Origin of the sequence: Buchnera aphidicola (Pseudoregma panicola), from assembly GCF_039376655.1 — a bacterium.
GTDB classification, from domain to species: domain Bacteria; phylum Pseudomonadota; class Gammaproteobacteria; order Enterobacterales; family Enterobacteriaceae; genus Buchnera_G; species Buchnera_G aphidicola_C.
Map to the genome: position 1 here is coordinate 137,325 of NZ_CP135000.1, position 22,569 is coordinate 159,893.

The following is a 22,569-nucleotide window of genomic DNA, read 5'->3' on the forward strand; positions in this document are numbered from 1 at the left end:
TGTTATTAAAAAATAAATATTTTTATTTAATATTAATTTATAAATGTATTATATAAAATTAAATTTTAAAAAAAATATTTTAAAATATATTATATAAATTATTTTTTTTTAATTTAAAATTTTTTAATTTATTTATTAAAACAATTATATTTTTTATATATAAAATATATAATATTATTGTTTATAATATTTTATTTATATATTTTAATAAAAAGTTTTTGGATATTTTAAATTATGAAAGATTTAATTTTAGTTTTAAATTGCGGTAGTTCTTCAATAAAATTTTCTATCATAGATCCTATAAATGAAATTGTATATTTGCATGGAGAAGCTAGTTCATTAAATTTGCATAATTCTTTAATAAAATGGTTTATAAAAAATAAAGTTTATAGTTTAGACAATAAAAATTTTATATCTTATAATTATGCTATTAATTACATATGTAAAAAAATTTTTTTAAAATATAATTATAAGATGTTTTCTAAAGTCATAGGAATAGGGCATAGAGTAGTAAATGGTGGAGATTTATTTAAAAAATCTATTTTAATAAATAAAGATGTTATAAAAAATATAGAAAAATGTGTTTGTTTAGCTCCAATACATAATCCTTTAAATTTATTAGGGATAAGAAAATTTATGGATCTTTTTCCAAAACTGAAAAATAATAATGTAGCTGTTTTTGATACTAGTTTTCATAACAATTTGCCAAAAAGATCTTATTTATATGCTATACCAACAAAATTTTATAATAAACATAATATTAGAAAATATGGAGCTCATGGAATTAATTGTTTATATATATTAAAAAAAGTTTCAACAATATTGAAAAAAAAAGTTAGAAAAATAAATATAATAATTTGTCATTTAGGTAATGGTTCATCCGTTTCTGTAATAAAAAATGGAATTTGTATAGATACATCTATGGGTTTTACTCCTTTATCTGGATTAATAATGGGAACTAGATCAGGAGATATAGATCCTTCTATAATATTTTATATGCATGAAAATTTAAAAATTAGTATTAAAAAAATAAAATATATTTTAAATAATGAATCAGGAATTTTAGGTTTAAATAACAAAACTAGTGATTTTAGATATTCTGAAAATAGATATAATTTTTCTGTTGTTGACAAAACTACTGTTGAAATGTTTTGTTATAGATTAGCTAAATATATTAGTTCATATTTTTTTTTAATAAAGAAAAATATTGATGCTGTAATTTTTACAGGTGGAATAGGAGAAAATTCTAAATTAGTTAGAAAAATAACTATAAATCATTTAAATTCTTTAAATTTTTATATAGACAAAGATAAAAACAATAAAATTTACAAAGATTTTAATTTTATAAATAAAAATAATACTATTCCAATATTAGTAATTTCAGCTAATGAAGAAATAGTAATTGCTAAAGATACTTTTAAAATAATTAGTTAAAATTTTTATTTTGTTAACATTTAACAATATTATTAAAAAATTATAGGTGTTTTTGTGTTTAGTTCAATAATTCTAGTTCCAATAGGAAAAAATGTTAATTTAATTTCAATATCTTTGAATTTGATAAATTTAATTAAAAATTATAATTTTAGTGTAGTTTTTTTTAAATTAATTTTTGAAAAATCAAAAAGTAATTGTTTTGATGAAACTACTGAATTTATTTTTAGAAAAAAAATATCTAATTTTATCAATCCTGTTTTTATAGATAATGTTATATCTTTAGAAAATAAAAATAATTATAATTTTTTTTTAGAAAAAACTATTAAAAAATATTATTCTATAAAAGGTTCAAAAAAAATAATTTTAATAGAAGGAATAAATACTAAATATAATAATTATATAGAAAGAAAATTTAATATAGATTTTGCGAAAAGTACAAATTCTAAAATTATATTTGTTAATAATTATAATAAATTTTTTGACATACATAGTTTAAATATTATGAAAAATATTTTTTTTAAAAACTTTTTTTATTATAAAAATATAATATTAGGATTTATATTACATAAATATGAAAAAAAAAATATTATAAAAAATTATTTTCATTTACAATTATATAAATGTAATAAAAAAAAAAAAAATAAAATATTTTTTAAAAAAGTTTTAAAAAAATATAATTTAAAAAAAACATTTCGTTTATTAGACATAATAAATTGGAATTTTAAAATTAAAAAAGTATATGTTTCTTATATTTGTAAAATATTGAAAATAAAATATTTGTATTATAAAAAAACTTTTAATAAAAAAGTAAAGTTTTTTATTTTTAATGATATAAATGTAAAAAAATGTAAAAATTTTTATAAATATCATTTTTTAATAATAGATACTAATAATAAAAAAAATTTAAAAAATTTTTTATATATTTTAGATAAAAAATATAATGTAGGTTCTATTTTATTAGTAATAAATAATATTAATATAAGATATTTTATAAATATATTCTTTAAATCTTATAAAAATAATATACCAATATTTTTTACAAAAAAAAAATTATTTTATTTATATAATGAATTAAATGCTTTTTCTAACAATATATTCAAAATAAAACATAAAATAAAAAATATTATAAAGACAAAATTTTTTTTGTATAATTATAATTATTTAATTAAAAATATTTTTATAGAAAATAAAAAAATTTTTTTTACTCCACATTATTTTAAATATTATTTAAAAAAAAAATCTAAAAAACTTAATAATATTATAATATTTCCTGAAGGATATGAAACTAGAATACTAAAAGCTGTTTCTTTTTGTTCAAAAGAAAAAATTGCAAAATGTATTTTATTAGGAAATAAAAAAAAAATAATTTATATATCAAATTATAATAATATATCTTTAGGAAAAAACATAAAAATTATAGATCCAACAAATATTAGAAATAATTATATAAATTTATTTATAAAAAGCAGATTACCAAAAATTTTAGATAAAAATTCTGCTAAAGAACTTTTAAAAGATAATTGTGTTTTAGCAACTTTAATGTTGAAAAATAATGAAGCTAATTGTTTAATTTCTGGATCAGTGAATACTACTGCAAATACTATAAGACCAGCTTTACAAATTATAAAAACTAAAAGTTCTTCTTCTATAATTTCATCATTTTTTTTTATGTTGATTAAAGATAAAGTATTAATTTATGCAGATTGTGCAATTAACATTAATCCTAATGCAATACAATTAGCAGAAATAGCTATAGAAACATCAAAATCTGCTATTAATTTTGGAATTTTACCAAAAGTTGCAATGATATCATATTCTACAAAATGTTCAGGTTTTGGTCCATCTGTAGATAAAGTTAAAGAAGCTACAGAAATAGTAAAAAAAAAATATCCTAAATTGTTGATAGATGGTCCTGTTCAATATGATGTAGCATCTAGTAAAGAAATATCAAAATTAAAAAATTATATTTCTGATATTTCTGGAGAAGCTAATATATTTATATTTCCAGATTTAAATTCAGGAAATGCTATTTATAAAGCTGTTCAAAATATAACAAATTCTATTTCGATAGGCCCTATTCTACAAGGTATAAATAAACCTGTAAATGATTTATCTAGAGGATCTACTGTTGAAGATATAATATATACTTCAGCTGTTACTTCTATACAATGTTGAAATTTTTAGTTTTTTAAAATTTTTATAGAAATAAGAACATTTTTTAAATCTTATTTCTATAAAAATATTTAATTTATTTTTTTTTAATAAAATAGTTTTAAAATATATATAATAAAAAAAATTAAAAAAAATAAAATAATATTAATATAAATAAAATTTTTTAATAAATATTTTTTTTATATTTACATATTTTTATAAAATTTACATATTTCTTAATATATTTATATTTTAAATATATAAATATTTTATTTAGCAAATTGGAATTTTGACTTTTTGCAAGGCTACTACTTTTTCTTTTTTATTAGTTCTTATTAAAATCACTCCTTGTGTATTTCTACTTAATATTCCAATTTCTAAAACTCTAGTTCTAACTAAAATTCCTGAATTTGTTATTATAATTATCTCATTTTTTTTTGTAACTTGTATAGAAGCTATAACTACTCCATTTTTTTTAGTTATTTTTGTAGAAATTATACCTCTAGTAGCTCTAGATTTTATAGGAAATTCTGATATTTTAGTTCTTTTACCATATCCGTTTTTAGTAACTGTTAAAATTTCTCCATATTTTTTTGGTATTATTAATGATACCACTCTATCATTTTTATTTATTTTTATTCCTTTCACTCCTGTAGCTGTTCTCCCCATTTTTCTAACGTGTTTTTCCGAAAAATGTACTACTTTTCCTTGAGATGTAAATAGCATTACAGTGTCGTTTCCATTAGTTAAAGACACTCCAATTAATTCGTCACCTTTATTTAAATTTATAGCTATTATTCCTGAACTTCTTTGTTTTTTAAATTTAGTTAAAGATGTCTTTTTTACTATTCCTCTAGATGTTGCCATAAAAATATTATTATTTTCACTATATTCAGATACCGGAAGAATAGCTGTAATTCTTTCATCAAATTTTAAAGGTAGTAAATTTACAATAGGTTTTCCTCTAGTGTTTCTATTCGAACTTGGAAGTTGATATACTTTTATCCAATATATTATTCCTCTACTAGAAAAGCATAATATTGTATTGTGTGTGTTTGTTACTAATAAACATTCTATAAAATCTTTTTCTTTTATTTTTGCAGCTATTTTACCTCTTCCTCCTCTTTTTTGTGCATTATAATCTGATAGAGGTTGATATTTTACATATCCTAAATTAGATAAGGTTACAACTACATCTTTTTTTGTTATTATATCTTCTATGTTTATTCTAGAAATTCTATTTTTTATTTTTGTTCTTCTATTATCACCAAATTGTTTTTTTATATCTTGTAATTCATTTTTTATAACTGCAGTTAATTTTTTTTTGTAATTTATTATATTAGTAAGTTTTATTATTTTTTTTAATATTTTTTTATATTCTAAATATATTTTTTTACTTTCTAAATTAGTTATATTTTGTAATTTTAGATCTAATATTGCTATTGATTGTTTTTTTGTTAAATTATATTTTTTATCTAATATATTTTTACTATTTTTTTTATATTTTTTAAGTATTTTGTTTTTTTTTAAAAATATTTTATAAAAATTATTTTTTTTAATTTTCCACTTTTTGTTTAATAACATTTTTTTTGCATGTGATATATTTTTAGAATTTTTTATTATTTTTAATATATTGTCTATATTATTTATTGCAATTTCAAATCCTTCTAATAAGTTAGATCTTTCACAATTTTTTTTTAATTCAAATATACTTCTTCTTATAATTATTTCTTTTCTATGATATAAAAAAGCTTTTAAGATTTTTTTTAAAGATAAAATTTTTGGTTTTCCATTATATAAAGCAACCATATTAATACCAAAAGAAATTTGTAATTTACTTAATAGATATAATTTATTTAATATTATTTCTGCAATAGCATCTTTTTTTACTTCTATTACAATTCTCATTCCTTCTTTATCAGATTCATCTCTTAATGTACTTATTCCTTCTATTTTTTTTTCTTTTACTAATTCTGAAATTTTTTCTATTAATTTAGATTTATTAACTTGATATGGTATTTCTTTTACTATTATTATTTCTCTATTTGTTTTTTTATTTATTTTTATAAAACTTTTTGCTCTAATATATATTTTTCCTTTTCCAGTTTTATATGCTTTTTTTATTCCTTCAGATCCATATATAATTCCATATGTAGGAAAATCAGGTCCTGGTATTGATTTCATTAATTTTTTTAAAGAAATTTTTTTATTTTCTAAATACTTCAGGCATCCATTTATTACTTCTTTTATGTTATGAGGTGGTATATTAGTTGCCATTCCTACAGCAATTCCTGATGAACCATTTATAAGAATATTTGGTATTTTAGTTGGAAGAATTTCTGGTATTTTTTCTGTATCATCATAGTTAGAAATAAATTTTACAGTATTTTTGTTTAAGTCATTCATAAATTCATGCGAAATTTTTGACATTTTTATTTCTGTATATCTCATAGCCGCAGCAGAATCTCCGTCTATAGATCCAAAGTTTCCTTGTCCTTTTATTAACATATATCTTAAAGAAAATGGTTGAGCCATTCTTACTATTGCTTCATAAACAGCAGAATCTCCATGAGGATGATATTTACCTATTACATCTCCTACTATTCTAGCTGATTTTTTATATGGTTTATTATAATAATTTTTTAATACGTTCATAGCAAATAGTATTCTTCTATGAACTGGTTTTAATCCATCTCTTACATCTGGTAAAGCTCTACCTATTATTACAGACATAGCATAATCTAAATATGAATTTTTAAGTTCTTTTTCTATATAAACTTTTTTAACATGTTCAAAAATATTGCCCATATTTTTTCTCTTTTTTATATAGTTTTATATAATAAAAATATAATATAATTTTATTTATTTAATTAAATGTTAATATAATTATTTATTATATTTATATTTTTGTATAAAATATTTAATTAATATAATTGTATCTTTTTAAATATTTTTATCAATAAAGTTATTTATAATTTTATTATTACATTTATATTTTTAATTTTATGTTTTAAATTTTAATTTTTTAACAAAAAGTTGGTAAAATATTATGAATTCTGAAGAGAGAAATCTTATTAAAAATTTATTTAAAAAAATAGATAATATAGAAAAAAAATTTTCTAAAAAAGATAATGAAGCTAATGATTTAATTTTAGATTTGATGAAAAAAAATCCTAATTCTCATTATTATATTGTTCAATCTTTATTAGTACAAGACGAAGTAATATTAAGATTAAATAATAATATTATAGATTTAAAAAAAAAGATTGAAGAACTAAAAACTTTTAAGAAAAAAACTAAAAGAAGTTTTTTATCTAATTTTTTTAATTTTGATAAAAAAGATAGTCCAAAGAAAAATAATATTAACAATAATTCTGAAAATATAAATAATAAAGATAATAGTTCAAATTATGATTATAATCATAAACAAAGTTGTTTTTCAGGATATCAAAATAATGGTAGTTTTTTAGGTAATGCATTGCAAACTGCAGCCGGTGTTGCTGGTGGTATAGCTTTTGGTAATTTGTTAACTAGTTTGTTTCATTCTAATAGATATGATCAACCTATAATAAATGATGTTCATAACACAAATTTTTTTAATTTAGAAGAAAATTCTAAAAATAGTTTAGAAAGTAATAGTATAACTGAAGAAGATAATTTAGTAGACAATTCTGATATTTCTAAATTTAATAATTTAGATAGAAATAACTTTGAAAAAAATAATTTTGATGTTGAGAATAATGATTCTTTAGAAGAATCTGAAGAAAATTTTACAGAAAATGATTTTGTTTAATTATAATTAAAATTAATAAAAAAAAATAATTTTAAAATTTAAAACCAGCAAATATTTTTTTTATGCTGGTTTATTTTTTATTATTTTTTATTTTTTAAATATTTTTTTAAACCTTCTATAGATGGTTTTATTCCGATTTTATTTTTGTTCCAATTTGATGGACATACTTCACCATATTTTTTATGAAATTTTATTGCATCTATCATTCTTATAACTTCTTTAATATTTCTTCCATATGGTAAATCATTTATAATTTCATTTCTAATTATTCCATTATTATCTATTAAAAATGTTGCTCTTAAAGAAACCCCAGCTTCTGGATGCTCTACTTCATATAATTTTTGTATTTCTTTTTTTATATCAGAAATTATTGTATATTTTAATTCTCCAATTCCTCCATTTTTTATAGCAATTTTTTTCCATGTATAATGTGAATAAATAGAATCGCAAGATACACCTATTATTCTAGTATTTCTTTTTTTGAATTCTTCATATGAATTATTAAATTCTATTATTTCAGTTGGGCATACAAATGTAAAATCCATTGGCCAAAAAAATAAAACAGATATTTTATTTTTAATATATTTTTTAAAATCAAATTTTTCTATTATTTTATTATTTTTTAAAATGGCAGTAGAAAAAAATGTAGGCGCTTTTCTTGTAACTAATGTCATATTTTTCCTATAATTTTATATTAATTAATTATTATAAAAATTATTATCATTAATAATAATTTTATATTTAAAAAAGGTGTTAAATATGAAAAAAATTATAACATGGAAAAATATTTTAGATACAAAAAAAAAAAAATATTTATTAAAAATATTAAAATTTATAAAATTAGAAAGATGTAGAAAAATTATATATCCTTCTAATAAAAATATGTTTTCTGCATTTAAATATACTAGTTTTAAAAAAATAAAAGTAGTTATATTAGGTCAAGATCCTTATCATAATAAATGTCAAGCAAATGGATTAGCTTTTTCAGTAAATTATGGAGTTAAAATACCTCCTTCATTAAAAAATATATTTAAAGAATTAAAAAGAAGTATAAAATTTTTTAATTTTCCTAAACATGGAAATTTGTTAAAATGGGCTAATCAAGGTATTTTATTATTAAATACTATTTTAACTGTTGAAAAAAATAAACCAAATTCTCATAAAAATATTGGTTGGTCATATTTTACTGATACTATAATAAAAAAAATAAGTTTTTATAAAAAAAATGTAATATTTTTACTTTTAGGTAAAAATGCTCAAAAAAAAGTTGATTTAATAAATTTTAATAAACATTTTATATTAATTTCATCTCATCCATCTCCATATTCTGCAAAAAATGGTTTTTTGGGGTGTAATCATTTTTTAAAAATAAATAGTATTTTAACTTATCTTAAAAAAGATAATATAGATTGGAATTTATAAAAAATAATATTTTAATTTTTAAATTAATATATTTTTATATTTTTTTATTATTTTTTTTTATATTTTTGATTGATTTTAATATCAAATGTATGCCTTTGAGCATAGGATCATTTTCAATTTTTTTTTCTTTTATTTTTTTGTATATTTTTTTTATATCTTTTATTATTTTATTAATATTTTTAATAAATAGTTTTATATTTTCTTTTTTTATATTTTCTATTTTTTTTTTGTTTTCTTTTTCCATATTATCTATATTAGCTATTTCTCTAATATGTATATCATTTTTATATTTTTTTAAGTATATTATTTTTTTAAGATTTTTTACTATTTTTAAATTAATTTTTTTATTTTTTTTTATATATGATTTTATTTTTTCTTCATTTTTTATTTTTTTTTTTATTTCTTTATTTTTTATAATTTTTTTTTTCATAGTATTTATATTATTTTTTAATATTTGTTAAAAACATTTAAATATTAACATTATTTTGGAGCTGGCGGGATTCGAACCCGCGTCCAAATAACATTTTATAATATAGGTATTACATGTTTATTCTATTTTTTTTTTTTAAATTTTTAAATATATAGACATATTATAAAAATTATAGTTCATATATTTTTTTTAATAAAAAAATGAACATTTTTTATTAATATCTCTTTTTTTATGACCTTAATAATTTAATTTTAAAGAGAAAAAATTAAATAAAAGGGCTTTATTGGTTATTAAGCCGCTAAAGCGTATTTTGTTCTTTTTGCAAGTATTTTTTTTGGTTTTTTTACAAGATTTTTCCTATTCTTGACATGAACCTAAAATTTTAAAGTTATTTGTCAAATCCTAAAACAGCCCCATAATAAAATTATTATATTTTATTATTGCAAAAAAAAATATTTATGTCTATATCTTATTTTTAATTTTTTATATATAATTATCAAAAAATATTATTAAAATATAATAATTTTTATTATAAGATTAGTTAAATAAAAAATGAATACATTAGAAGAAATTAAAAGTCAAATAAAAAACAATAATATATTATTATATATGAAAGGAAGTTTAAATAATCCAAGATGTGGTTTTTCTGATCAAGCATCTAAAACAATATTAAAATATACTAAAAAATGTAAATATATAGATGTTTTAAAACATAGTGATATTAGAAGAGAATTACCTAAATTTTCAAATTGGCCTACTTTTCCTCAGTTATGGGTTAACGGAAAACTAATTGGTGGATGTAGTATTATAATAAAAATGGAACAAACAGGAGAATTAAAAAAAATTCTAGGAAAATAGTATAATACTATAATTATTTTTTTTTAAATAAAAAATTTTATTTTTTAAAGATATAACATTAAATTTTATATTTAAAATTTATTGTTATATCTATTTATTTTATTTATTTTTTTTTATAGGCCACCCCCCTAATTTTTTCCATTTATTTACTATTTTGCAAAATAAATTAGCTGTTTTTAATGCATCATATAAAGCTGAATGTGCTTTTTTATTGTCAAAGTATATCCCTATTTTTTTGCAAGATTTGGAAAGAACTGTTTGTCCAACAGCTAATCCACTTAAAGTAGCTGTATCAAAAGTTACAAATGTATGAAATGGATTTTTTTTAATTTTATTTCTTTTAATTGCAGACATAAAAAAATTTAAGTCAAATATTGAATTGTGTGCAACTATTATTCCTTTTTTACATTTTTCTAATTTTATTTTTTTTTTTACTTCTTTTAAAATATTTATTAAAGCATTTTTTTCACTTATAGCTCCTCTTAGTGGATTAAATGGATCTATTTTATTAAATTTTATTGAAGTTTCATTTAATACAGATCCTGTAAAAGGTTTTATATGATAATGAAGCGTTCTTTCTTTTTTTAACCATCCCAATTTATCCATTTTAAAAGTTATCGCAGCTATTTCTAACAAAGCATCTGTATTATAATTAAATCCTGCTGTTTCTATATCTATTACTACTGGATAAAAACTCCTAAATCTTTTATTTAATAAATATTTTATTTTTTTTGGTTCCATTTTTATAATCTTTTGATTTTAATTTTATTTATTTTTATTTTATAATAAATAAAAATATTTATTAAAAAGTTGTTTATATTTTATCATTTTTATTTATAATAAAAATATATTATTTTTTTTAGGATTTTTTTTCATGTTTAAACTTCCAGTTTTAAATTATTCATATAAAGCATTTGAACCATATATAGATGAAGAAACAATGTTTATACATTATAATAAACATCATAGAAATTATTTAGAAAATTTAAATATTATTATAAAAAATAATAATATTTCTTATAGTTCTTTAGAACACTTAGTAAGTTCTATTAATGAATTAGATTTAAAAGACATAAATAAATTAAAAAATAATGTTGGTGGTTATTATAATCATTTATTGTTTTGGGAAAACATAAAATTAGGAACTAATATAAACATTAAATTTAAAAAAATTATAGAAAAAAATTTTGTTAGTTTAAATAATTTTAAGTCAAGTTTTGAAAATGTTTCGTCTTCTCATTTTGGTTCAGGTTGGTCTTGGTTAATATTAAAAAAAAATAATTTATTAGAAATTGTTTCTACTAATAATCAAGATAATCCTTTAATGGGTAATTTTGTTTCCAATACATTTGGATTTCCAATTATTGGATTAGATTTATGGGAACATGCTTATTATTTGAAATATAAAAACGATAGAATCAGTTATATAAAAAACTTTTGGAAAATTTTAAACTGGGATATAGTTTTTAAAAGATATAAAAAATTTATAAAAAATGATTTTATATTATAAATTTATAATAAATATTATTATTTTTATTTTATTTAAAATTTTTTTTATAAGGAATTTTATTTTTGAAAAATTTTAAAATGATAGTTGGATTATCTAATCCTTTAAAAAAATATTATAATACTAGACATAATATTGGATCATGGTTTATAAAACATTTATCTAAAAAATTTGATGTTAAATTAAATATTAAAAAAAAATTTTATGGATATATTGGTTTGTGGAAATATTTTAATAATTTTATTTATCTTTTGATACCAAATATATATATGAATTTAAATGGAATTTCTGTTTATTCTACTTCTTCTTTTTATAAAATAAAAAGTGATAATATATTAATAATACAAGACGATTTGAATACTGCTATTGGAAAAACTAAATTTATTATTTCTTGTAACAATTATGGTCATAATGGAATTAAAAATATAATAAGTAAGTTTGAAAAGCATACTTTATTTAAACGAATTTGTGTTGGAATAGGAAGGCCTAGTAAAAATAATATAAGTTTATCTTCTTATGTTTTATCTAGTCCTTCTAAAGAAGAAAAAAAATCTATTATAAATTCTATAAATAATTCTATACATATTATAGAAAAATTTATAAAATTATAAATCATTTAATAAATATAAATTTTATTTTTATGTATTTTTTATTTTATATTTTTTAAATTAGAGAAACGTTAATTATGTCACTAAAATGCGGTATAGTAGGACTTCCTAATGTTGGAAAATCTATGTTTTTTAATATATTAACTAAATCCAATGTACCTTCAAAAAATTTTCCATTTTGTACTATAGATCCTAATATAGGAATTTCTATAGTTGAAGATAAAAGAATAGAAAGTATTTTAAAAATTGTAAAATCAAAAAATATTATAAAAACTTTTATAAAATTTGTAGATATAGCAGGATTAGTTAAAAATTCTTATTTAGGAGATGGGTTAGGAAATAAATTTTTATCTCATATAAAAAATGTTGATGCTATACTACATATAGTAAGATTTTTTAAAAAAAAAGAAATTTTACATGTAAATAATAAAGTAGATCCTATATATGATGTAAATTTAGTAAATACAGAGTTAGTACTATCGGATTATGAAGAATGTGAAAAATATATAAAATATTATAATAAAAAAAGTAATGAAAAAAATTTTGATTTAAATAATTATTTTTTAGAAACTTTAAATTTATTAAAAATTTGTTTAAAAAAATTAAAAGAAAATATTAGTATAAGAGATATAAAATTTGACAAAAAACAAAAAAATATTTTAAAAAAATTTAATTTTATAACTAATAAACCAGTTTTATACATTGCTAATATAGATATAAAAGATTTTATTTTATTAAAAGTAAAAAATAAAATTTTATTTAAAATAAAGAATTTTCCTTATAAAATTTTTCCAATTTGTATTAATTTTTACAATATTAATTATAATAAAATACATATAAAATATAATATTTTACTAAATTTTTTTTTAAAAGATATAGAAAATATAATTTGTGTTACATATAATTTATTAAATTTACAAACTTTTTTTACTGTAGGTACAAAAGAAATAAGATCTTGGACAATAAAAAAGGGCTCTACTGCTATTGATGCTGCTAATATTATTCATACAGATTTTAAAAAAGGTTTTATAAGAGCAGAAGTAATTTCTTATAAAGATTTTATATTTTATAAAGGAATAAAATTTGCTAGACAACATGGTAAGTATAGATTAGAAAGTAAAAATTATATATTGTCAGATGGTGATATTGTGCATTTTTTGTTTAATGTTTAAAATATTTTATATTTTTAAAGTTTCCTATCAAGTTTATATATTACTTGTTAGGAAACTTTATATTTTTATATTAAAAATTTTTTTAATAAAGAAAATTTTGGATCTATTGAAAATGATAAAGATTTAATTTTTTTTTGTTTTTTTACACTTTTAGATAATTTTATTTTTACTGGTATAATTTTTTCTACTGTACTTTTAAATTTTAAAGGATGGGCTGTTCCTAAAAATAGACCATATTCTCCGTTCTTTATTTTTTTTTTTAGAATATTATAGGCTACAGCTGCATGCGGTTCAGAAATATATTTTAATTTATATAATTTTTTTATACTTTTTTTAGTTTGTTTTTCAGAAACTTTTCCAAATTTTAAATATTTTGAATTTTTTATATTCCATTTATTTTGTTTAAATAATTCTATAACTCTATCCCAATTGTTAGGTATACTTATATCCATTGCATTTGAAATTGTAGAAATAGTTTTTTTTGGTTTCCATTTATTATATTTTAAAAATCTTGGAACTGTATCATTAGAATTTGTAGCAGCTATAAAATTTTTTATAGGAAGACCTATTGATTTAGCTATTAGTCCTGCTGTTATGTTTCCAAAGTTTCCGCATGGAACTGATATTATTAAATTTTTTCTATTTTTTTTTTTTAAAAGAGAAAAAGCTTCAAAATAATAACAAATTTGTGCTAATAATCTACTTATGTTTATAGAGTTTCCTGAATTTAATCCTATTTTTTTTTTTAATTTTTTATCATTAAATGCTTGTTTAACTAATTCTTGACATTCATCAAAGCTTCCATTTATAGATATAGTTTTTATATTTTTTCCAAGAGTGCAAAACATTCTTTCTTGTATTTTACTAATTTTTCCCTTTGGATATAGTATTACTACATTAATATTTTTCATTTTATAGAAGGCATTTGCTACAGCAGCTCCTGTATCTCCAGATGTAGCTGTTAATATAGTAACTTTATTTTTGTTTTTTTTTTTTAGAAAATATATTATTTGAGACATAAATCTTGCGCCAAAATCTTTAAAAGCTAAAGTTGGTCCATGAAATAATTCTAAGCAAGAAATATTATTTTCTATTTTTCTTATTTTAGGTAAAGTTGGTTCAAAGGATTTTTTTATTATATTTTTTAGATTTTTTTTTGATATTTCTTTTCCTATAAAAGCATTTAATATTTTATAACTTTTTTCAAAAAAATTCATTTTTAGTATTTTTTTTATTTTTTTTTTTTTAAAATATGGTAATTTTTTTGGAAAAAATAAACCTTGTTTTTCACATAATCCAAGTTTAACTGCTTCTAAAAATTTTATTTCTTTAGAAACACTTTTTAAACTGTATAATTTCATATTGTTTTACCTAATTATTATTGTTCCTTTATTGTTTACTTTGCATATTTTTACAAATCCTTTATTATTTTTTAAATAATTTTTTTCTAACCATTGTGATATTTTTTTTGCTATTTCCATATTATTACATATAGAAAAAACTGTAGGACCTGATCCAGATATTCCAAATCCAATTGAGCCTATTTTTTTTATTTTTTTTTTTATTTCTAAAAATTTTGGAATATATTTCATTCTATATGGTTCAGCTATTAAATCTTTTATAAATTTTATAGCTAATTGTTGTTGTGTAGAATATGAAGAATGAATAAATCCAGATAAATTTCTACTATGTTCTATGCATGTTTTTAAATTATATGTTTTAGGCAATATTTTTCTAGCTTGCAATGTAGACGTTTTTGTACCAGGCCATGCTACTATCCATATCCAATTTTTAAAAAATGGAATGGATTGACTAATTATATTTTTTTTATTTAATATTATTTGCAGTCCTCCTAGAAAACATGGAGCTACATTATCATAATGTATGTTTCCTGATATTTCTCCTTCTAGTTTACCCATTAATTTTAAAAGTTCTATTTTTGATAAAGGATTTTTACAAAATTCATTCATTGCAACTAAACTAGCAGATATAGAACATGCACTAGATCCAAGTCCTGAACCTATAGGCATATTTTTTTCTAATGTTATTAATACTGATATTTTTTTTTTTATTTTTTTGCAAAAGTATTTCCAACATTTCCATACAATGTTTTTATTAAATTCTTTAGGCAATTTTTTGGAAAATTTTCCAATATTTTTTATATCAAATTTTTTATATTTTTTTATTTCTATAGTATCTCCAAAATTTGAGTTATCTATTGGAGAAATTGCTAATCCTAATGTATCAAATCCTACACTTATGTTTCCTATAGTTGCTGGTGAATAAATTTTTATCATTATTATTTTCCATTTTACTATAATGCTATTCTTAATAAATCTGAAAACACTCCAGCTGAAGTAACTTTATTTCCTGCGCCATATCCTCTAATTATTAGTGGGGTTGGGCTATAATATTTACTATAGAATATAAAAGCATTTTCACCATTTTTTATATTATATAAAGGATCTGTTTTTTTTATGCTTTCTATTTTTACTTTACATTTTCCATTTTTTGATATCGAACCAACTAGTCTTAAAACTCTTTTTTTGTTTTTGGCTTTTATAATTTTTTTATTATAAAAATTTTTTAAATTATTTAATTTAGAAAATATATTTTTTTTTTTGATGTCTTTTATATTTATTTCTTTTGGTAATATTTTTTCTATTTTTATATCTTTCAATTCTAAATTATAACCAGCTTCTCTTGATATTATTAATAATTTTCTTGCTACATCTATTCCTGATAAGTCATCTATTGGATTAGGCTCTGTAAATCCTAATTTTTTTGCTTTTTTAACTGCTTCTACTATAGAATAATTTTCTTCTAATTTTCCAAAAATATATGATAATGATCCTGATAATATTCCTCTAAATTTTATTATTTTGTCTCCTGTATAAATTAAATTTTTTATATTTTCTATTATTGGAAGACCAGCTCCTACATTAGTTTCATATAAAAATTTTTTTCTATATTTTTTTAAATAATTTCTAATTTTTAAATAATAATTTATTTTGTCAGTGTTTGCTCTTTTATTAGAAGATATTATATTTAAACCATTTTTTATAAAATATAAATATTTTTTAGATATAGTTTTACTTGAAGTACAATCTATTATTATAGGATTTATTAAATTATTTTTTTTTATTTTTTTTATAAATTCTTTTATATTAAATTTATTTGTTTTTTTATTTATTAATTTTTTATATTGTTCTTTTGTTATATCTCTTTTTTTTATTATATAATTTTTTGAATTTGCTATCCCCAATATCTTTATTTTTATATTTATTTTTTTTAATTTGTTTTTTTGATTATAAACTTGGTATAAGAAGCTTTTTCCAACTCCTCCTATGCCTATTAAAAATATTTCTATTATTTTTTTATAATTAAAAATTTCATCATGTATAGATTTTATAGTTTTATTTAAAAATTTGTTCTTTATTATTATTGATATAGAATTTTTGGAATTTTCTAAAATTATTGAAATTATTTTTACATTAATTTTTTTTACAGAATAAATTATTTTATTTAATATTTCTACTTTTGTATTTATATCTTTACCTATAATAGATATTATAGAAAGATTTTTTTTTATTTTTATTTTGTATTCTTTATTTTTATTTAAATAATTTTCTAATATATTTTTTATATTTTTTTTTTCTTTATTGTTTTTATTAAAATGTTTTAAAATTGTAATTTTATTTTCATTTATTATTTTAGTATTAAAAATTTTATATTGATTTTCTTCTTTTAATGATTCTAATATTTTTTTTAATATATTTTTATTTATATTTTTTTTAAAAATTATTTTTAATATAGAAAAATTTTTTAAATAAGTTATACTTTTTACTGATATTTTTGAAACATTTTTTATACATTTTTTTTTTATAACTGTTCCTAAAAAATTTGGTAAATATGAATTTTTTATTATACATGGTATATTTTTTTTATATAAAGGATAAATTGCTTCAGGATGCATTATTTTAGCACCACATTTTGATAATTCTATTGCTTCTTCATATGAAATATTTTTTATATTTTTTGCATTTTTTATAATTTTAGGATCTGCTGTATAAATTCCACTTACATCTTTCCAAATTTCGCAACATTTTACATTTAAACAATATGACAAAATTGAAGCAGAATAATCTGATCCATTTCTTCCTAATAATGTTATTTCTTTTTTTTTATTTCCTGATATGAATCCAGGCATAAGTATAATTTTTTCTTTATATTTTTTTATGCATCTTAATTTTTTTTTGGTTTTTTTTATATTTATTTTTGCATTTAAATAATTTTCATTAGATATAATTTTATAAGATGGATTTATTATTTTAGAATTAACATTTATACTATTTAATATGTTATTCATTATTTCTACTGATATTATTTCTCCTTTACTAATTATTATAGCTTTTTCTCTTTTATTTATATTTTTTATATATTTTTTTTTATTTAAAATTATATTTATTTCTTTTATATGATTTTTTATTTTTTTTTCTATTTTTTTAAATTTAAATCTTTTTTCTATTATTGAAATTTTTTTTATTATTTTTATAATTTTTTTTTTTATTTTTTTAGTAGCAAAATTATTTTTGTTTTTTATACAATCTTTTATAGAGTAAATTAAATAATCAGTAATTTTATATGGTGCTGATAAAACTACACAAATTTTTTCTTTTTTACTTTTTTTTTTTAATATTTTAGAAATATTTATAAAATTTTTTGCATTATATAAAGAAGATCCACCAAATTTTAGTACTTTCACAATTTTATTTTTCCAATGTTTGTAATTATATTAATTATATATTTTTTTTTTAATAATATAAAAATTATATTATAAATTTTATTATAATAATATTTTAAATATTATTTTATAAGTATATTTTATTAAATTATATTATAAATATTTTTTATTTTATAATTTGTTTTTCTCTTATTTCTGATAATGTTTTACAATCTATACATAAGTTTGCAGTAGGTCTTGCTTCTAATCTTTTTATTCCAATTTTTATATCACATGATGCACAATATCCAAAATCATTTAATTCAATTTTTTTTAATGTATTATTTATTTTTTTTATTATTTTTATATTTCTAGCATTATTTTGCAATTTTAAATTGAATTCTTCTTCTTGAACTGCTCTGTCTATAGGATCCGGAAAATTTATTTGCTCTTTTAATATATTATTTTTTTCATAATTTATTTTTTTTTCTATATGATTTCTCCATGATTCTAATATTTTTTTAAAATGATTTATTTGGTTTTTATTCATATATTTTTCATTTTTTTTATTTTTATATGGATTTACTCTAGCAATAGATAATATGCTTAAAGAAGAAAATTTTTTTTTCTTAGATTTCATTTTATAACCTCTAGATAAATATTTTATTAAAGTTAATATAATAATTTTTTAATATAAAACATTTTTTATAAAATTGTATATAAATGTTACAAAAAATTATTAATAAAAATATAATACTTATATATTAATATTTTTCAACTTTTATTTTGGTAATTATATATTATGAGAATAGCATTAGGAATAGAATATGATGGTACTAGATATCATGGATGGCAAATTCAAAAAAATATTATAACTATTCAAAAAATTTTAGAAAAATGCTTATCTATAATAGCAAATGAAAAAATTACAGTATATTGTTCTGGAAGAACAGATTCTAAAGTTCATAGTTTAGGGCAAGTTGTACATTTTGATACAAAATCAATTAGAAAAGAAAAATCTTGGATATTAGGGACTAATTCTTATTTGCCTAATGACATATCTGTTATATGGGCTAAAGAAGTTCCATATAGTTTTCATGCTAGACATAGTGCAACATATAGACATTATAGATATATAATAAATAATAGTAGTTATAAATCTGTATTTTTTATAAATAATTTTTATAATTTTAAAAAAAAAAAATTAGATGAAAAAAGAATGAATGAGTCTGTAAAGTGTTTAATTGGTCAACATGATTTTTCTTCTTTTAGATCTAAAAATTGTCAGTCTACAGTTTCTATAAGATATGTATTTAATACTAAAGTATATAGAATAAATTCTTTTGTAATATTTGATATAATAGCAAATTCTTTTTTATATAATATGGTAAGAAATATAGCTAGTATTATTATAAAAATTGGATGTAAAGAAAAAAAAATATATTGGATAAAAGAATTATTAGTTGCTAAAAAAAATAATTTTTTATATGGACCATCAGATCCTTCTGGATTATATTTGATTTATGTAAAATATCCCAAATTTTTTAAATTTCCTAAATTTATTTATAAAAATATTATAAATATTTTTTAAAATTATTTTTTTAAAAATTTAATAAATTTTGTTATATATTATAATTTTTATATATTTTTAAACATTTTTTAAAAAAGTTTTTGTAATAAAATAATTTAAGTATAACATTTTTTTCTTTTAAAATAAAAATTTTATATTTTTTTAAAAAAAATTATATAATTTTATTATATAAGTTTTAAAAATATTAAAAATATAACTTTATTATTTTTTTTAAAATAATAATTTTTTATTATGAGAAATTTTATCATGTTAATAAAATTTTTTAAAAATTTGTTTAAAAGTAATAATGAAAAAATTTTAGAAGAAGTACATGTTTTATTAAATTTAATAAATGATATGGAAAAAAAATTTTCTAAATTTAGTGATAAAAAATTAAAAGAAAATACTAATAAATATAGAAATAAAATTTTTAATAAAAATTCTTTAAATAGTATATTACCTGAAGCTTATTCTACAGTAAGAGAAGCTAGCAAAAGAGTTTTAGGTATGAGACATTTTGATGTACAAATCATTGGAGGAATAGTATTAAATAATAGATCTGTTGCAGAAATGAAAACAGGGGAAGGAAAAACTTTAACTTCTACTCTTCCTATATATTTAAATTCATTATCTGGAAATGGTGTTCATGTAGTTACTATGAATGATTATTTAGCAAATAGAGATTATAATCAAAATAAAAAGTTATTTGAGTTTTTAGGAGTTAGTTCTAAATTAAATTTACAAGGAATGAGTATTAATATGAAAAAAATTGCTTATTCGTCTGATATTACATATGGAACAAATAATGAATTTTGTTTTGATTATTTAAGAGATAATATGGTTTTTTCTAATAGTGATAGAGTTCAAAAAAAATTAAATTATGCAATTTTAGATGAAGTAGATTCTATTTTAATAGATGAAGCTAGAACTCCTTTAGTAATATCCGGATCTTTAGGTTCTAATAAAAATTTATATAACAAAATAAATTGTTTAGTACATGATTTTATATTAGAAAAAAAAAAAAATGATAAAGACAATTTTGAAAATAGTAATTTTTGTATAGATAGAAAAAGAAAACAAATTTATTTAACTGAAAGAGGATTTTTAAGAATAGAAAATATTTTTATTGAAAACAATATTATAAAAAAAAATTCTTCTTTATATTGTTCTGAAAACATTATATTTTTTCAATATATAATAAATTCTTTAAAAGCTCATAATTTATTTTTTAAAAATATAGATTATATAGTAAAAAATAATAGAATATTAATAGTAGATGAACATACAGGAAGGATTTCTAAAAATAGAAGATGGTCTGATGGATTACATCAAGCTATAGAAGCAAAAGAAAAAATTAAAATTAATAATGAAAGCTGTACTTTGGCCTCTATAACTTTTCAAAATTATTTTAGATTATATAAAAAACTTTCAGGGATGACAGGAACAGCAGAAACAGAATCTGAAGAATTTGAATCTATATATAATTTAAATACTGTTATTATTCCGACTAATAAACCTATTTGTAGAAAAGATTTTCCTGATTTAATTTATATGACAGAAAAAGAAAAAATAAAATCTATTATAAAAGATATAAAGATGTGTATGAAAAATAAACAACCAGTTTTAGTTGGCACATCTTCTATTGAAAAATCAGAACTTATATCAAGTAAATTAAATAAATTAAAAATAAAACATAACATTTTAAATGCTAAATTTCATAGTAAAGAAGCAGAAATAATTAAGAAGGCTGGAATGTTAAATACTATTACAATCGCTACTAATATGGCTGGTAGAGGTACAGATATAGTATTAGGTGGTAGTTTTAATGATTTTTTAAAAAAAAATAAAAAAAAAAATAAATTTTGTGACAAGAAAAAATTATTTAAAATTTGGAAAAAAAATAAAAATATTATTTTGTCTTTAGGAGGTTTACATATAATAGGCGCAGAAAGACATGAATCTAGAAGAATAGATAATCAGCTTAGAGGTAGATCTGGTAGACAGGGAGATTTAGGTTCTTCAAGATTTTATGTTTCTATGGAGGATTCTTTAATTAAAATTTTTTTTTCTAACAAAATAGTTAATATTATAAAAAAACTTAATATTAAAAAAAATAAATCAATAAATAATATTTTTATAAATAATGCTATATATAATTCTCAAAAAAAATTAGAAAATTATAATTATGAAATTAGAGCTAAATTATTAGAATATGATGACATTGTAAATGAACAAAGACTTATATTTTATGATAAAAGAAAAAAAATATTAAAAAGCAAAAATATAACGAAAATAGTTTTTAGAATTTCTATAGAAGTTTTTAGTGTATTAGTAAATTATTATTTTAAAATGAAAAATAAAAATTTTTATAAAAATAAAAAAATGTTAATAAAATATTTGAAAGAAAATTTTAACATATTTTTATTAGATAAAAATATATTTATAGAAAAAAATATGTTTTATAATAAAGAAATTATAAACAATATTTTTAAATTTTTTAAAAAAAAATATTTGAGAAGAAAAATGTATTTTAATATAAAAGAATTTAATAAATTTGAAAAAACAGTAGTTTTAAAAGTGTTAGATAAATTTTGGAGAGAACATTTATATGATTTAGAACATTTAAGAAGTAGTATTCATTTAAGAGGATATGCTGAAAAAGATCCAAAACAAGAATATAAAAAAGAATCTTTTTTAATGTTTATTAAAATGATTAGCGCTATTAAAAATGAAATTATATCAATTATGAGTTTTTTTTCTTCTAAAAAATATTCCTTTAACTCTTTTATATTAAAAATTAATGATTTTTATTATAACAAATTATTTTTAGAAACTTCATTTAGAGAATTTATTAAAAAAAAAAATTTTTAAAAAAAAAGTAAAATAAAATTTTTATTTTTT

Annotated in this window: 18 protein-coding genes and 1 other RNA gene; 10 read left to right on the forward strand and 9 right to left on the reverse strand. The window is 17.8% G+C overall.

Annotated features, from left to right (window positions below; all coding sequences use genetic code 11):
• Nucleotides 1-234: 234 nt before the first annotated feature.
• Nucleotides 235-1,434, forward strand: a complete 1,200-nt coding sequence (locus RJT18_RS00640) for an acetate/propionate family kinase (RefSeq protein ID WP_343154896.1) — start codon at nucleotides 235-237, stop codon at nucleotides 1,432-1,434.
• A 54-nt stretch (nucleotides 1,435-1,488) separates the two neighbouring features.
• Nucleotides 1,489-3,609: a phosphate acetyltransferase gene (pta, locus tag RJT18_RS00645; protein ID WP_343154897.1), complete on the forward strand. Its 2,121-nt coding sequence runs from the start codon at nucleotides 1,489-1,491 to the stop codon at nucleotides 3,607-3,609.
• A gap of 249 nt (nucleotides 3,610-3,858) precedes the next feature.
• On the opposite strand, the gene gyrA is transcribed toward pta, so the two are convergent.
• Nucleotides 3,859-6,393: a DNA gyrase subunit A gene (gene gyrA / locus RJT18_RS00650; protein ID WP_343154898.1), complete on the reverse strand. Its 2,535-nt coding sequence runs from the start codon at nucleotides 6,391-6,393 to the stop codon at nucleotides 3,859-3,861.
• A gap of 241 nt (nucleotides 6,394-6,634) precedes the next feature.
• On the opposite strand from gyrA, the gene RJT18_RS00655 reads away from it, so the two are divergent.
• Complete coding sequence (locus RJT18_RS00655) at nucleotides 6,635-7,378, forward strand: DUF2076 domain-containing protein (protein WP_343154899.1); 744 nt, start codon at nucleotides 6,635-6,637, stop codon at nucleotides 7,376-7,378.
• Between the two features lie 80 nt (nucleotides 7,379-7,458).
• Here the strand turns inward: RJT18_RS00655 and RJT18_RS00660 are convergent, their stop codons facing one another.
• Nucleotides 7,459-8,052 (reverse strand): peroxiredoxin, encoded by a 594-nt coding sequence (locus RJT18_RS00660; protein WP_343154900.1) that lies wholly within the window; start codon nucleotides 8,050-8,052, stop codon nucleotides 7,459-7,461.
• Between the two features lie 85 nt (nucleotides 8,053-8,137).
• Between RJT18_RS00660 and ung the strand changes: the two genes are divergently transcribed.
• Complete coding sequence (gene ung, locus RJT18_RS00665) at nucleotides 8,138-8,800, forward strand: uracil-DNA glycosylase (RefSeq protein ID WP_343154901.1); 663 nt, start codon at nucleotides 8,138-8,140, stop codon at nucleotides 8,798-8,800.
• A 34-nt stretch (nucleotides 8,801-8,834) separates the two neighbouring features.
• Here ung and RJT18_RS00670 read toward each other — a convergent pair whose 3' ends face one another.
• Entirely contained in the window at nucleotides 8,835-9,230 is a 396-nt protein-coding gene (locus RJT18_RS00670; protein WP_343154902.1) for a hypothetical protein, read from the reverse strand.
• 53 nt (nucleotides 9,231-9,283) lie between these two features.
• Nucleotides 9,284-9,645: a transfer-messenger RNA gene (gene ssrA, locus RJT18_RS00675) on the reverse strand.
• Between the two features lie 137 nt (nucleotides 9,646-9,782).
• Here ssrA and grxD point away from each other — a divergent pair.
• Nucleotides 9,783-10,088 carry a Grx4 family monothiol glutaredoxin gene (gene grxD / locus RJT18_RS00680; protein ID WP_343154903.1) on the forward strand — a complete coding sequence of 102 codons (306 nt, stop codon included), beginning with the start codon at nucleotides 9,783-9,785 and terminating at the stop codon, nucleotides 10,086-10,088.
• Between the two features lie 99 nt (nucleotides 10,089-10,187).
• Here the strand turns inward: grxD and rnt are convergent, their stop codons facing one another.
• Nucleotides 10,188-10,829, reverse strand: coding sequence for a ribonuclease T (gene rnt, locus RJT18_RS00685; RefSeq protein WP_343154904.1), 642 nt, complete (start codon nucleotides 10,827-10,829; stop codon nucleotides 10,188-10,190).
• A 133-nt stretch (nucleotides 10,830-10,962) separates the two neighbouring features.
• Between rnt and RJT18_RS00690 the strand changes: the two genes are divergently transcribed.
• The 3 genes from RJT18_RS00690 to ychF all read left to right on the forward strand — a co-directional run bounded on the left by RJT18_RS00690 (nucleotide 10,963) and on the right by ychF (nucleotide 13,375).
• Nucleotides 10,963-11,598 (forward strand): Fe-Mn family superoxide dismutase, encoded by a 636-nt coding sequence (locus tag RJT18_RS00690; RefSeq protein ID WP_343154905.1) that lies wholly within the window; start codon nucleotides 10,963-10,965, stop codon nucleotides 11,596-11,598.
• 62 nt (nucleotides 11,599-11,660) lie between these two features.
• Nucleotides 11,661-12,206, forward strand: a complete 546-nt coding sequence (pth, locus tag RJT18_RS00695; RefSeq protein WP_343154906.1) for an aminoacyl-tRNA hydrolase — start codon at nucleotides 11,661-11,663, stop codon at nucleotides 12,204-12,206.
• 74 nt (nucleotides 12,207-12,280) lie between these two features.
• Nucleotides 12,281-13,375, forward strand: a complete 1,095-nt coding sequence (gene ychF / locus RJT18_RS00700; RefSeq protein ID WP_343154907.1) for a redox-regulated ATPase YchF — start codon at nucleotides 12,281-12,283, stop codon at nucleotides 13,373-13,375.
• 65 nt (nucleotides 13,376-13,440) lie between these two features.
• Here ychF and thrC read toward each other — a convergent pair whose 3' ends face one another.
• From thrC to dksA, 4 genes are all read right to left on the reverse strand, one after another.
• Complete coding sequence (gene thrC, locus RJT18_RS00705; protein ID WP_343154908.1) at nucleotides 13,441-14,736, reverse strand: threonine synthase; 1,296 nt, start codon at nucleotides 14,734-14,736, stop codon at nucleotides 13,441-13,443.
• A gap of 6 nt (nucleotides 14,737-14,742) precedes the next feature.
• A complete protein-coding gene (gene thrB, locus RJT18_RS00710; RefSeq protein WP_343154909.1) occupies nucleotides 14,743-15,672 on the reverse strand; it encodes a homoserine kinase in 930 nt (309 codons plus the stop codon).
• 17 nt (nucleotides 15,673-15,689) lie between these two features.
• Nucleotides 15,690-18,140 (reverse strand): bifunctional aspartate kinase/homoserine dehydrogenase I, encoded by a 2,451-nt coding sequence (thrA, locus tag RJT18_RS00715; protein ID WP_343154910.1) that lies wholly within the window; start codon nucleotides 18,138-18,140, stop codon nucleotides 15,690-15,692.
• Nucleotides 18,141-18,285: 145 nt separating this feature from the next.
• Complete coding sequence (gene dksA / locus RJT18_RS00720; RefSeq protein WP_343154911.1) at nucleotides 18,286-18,738, reverse strand: RNA polymerase-binding protein DksA; 453 nt, start codon at nucleotides 18,736-18,738, stop codon at nucleotides 18,286-18,288.
• 162 nt (nucleotides 18,739-18,900) lie between these two features.
• Here dksA and truA point away from each other — a divergent pair, with 162 nt between their 5' ends.
• Nucleotides 18,901-19,689, forward strand: coding sequence for a tRNA pseudouridine(38-40) synthase TruA (gene truA / locus RJT18_RS00725; protein ID WP_343154912.1), 789 nt, complete (start codon nucleotides 18,901-18,903; stop codon nucleotides 19,687-19,689).
• A gap of 246 nt (nucleotides 19,690-19,935) precedes the next feature.
• Nucleotides 19,936-22,539, forward strand: a complete 2,604-nt coding sequence (secA, locus tag RJT18_RS00730) for a preprotein translocase subunit SecA (protein WP_343154913.1) — start codon at nucleotides 19,936-19,938, stop codon at nucleotides 22,537-22,539.
• Nucleotides 22,540-22,569: the final 30 nt, after the last annotated feature.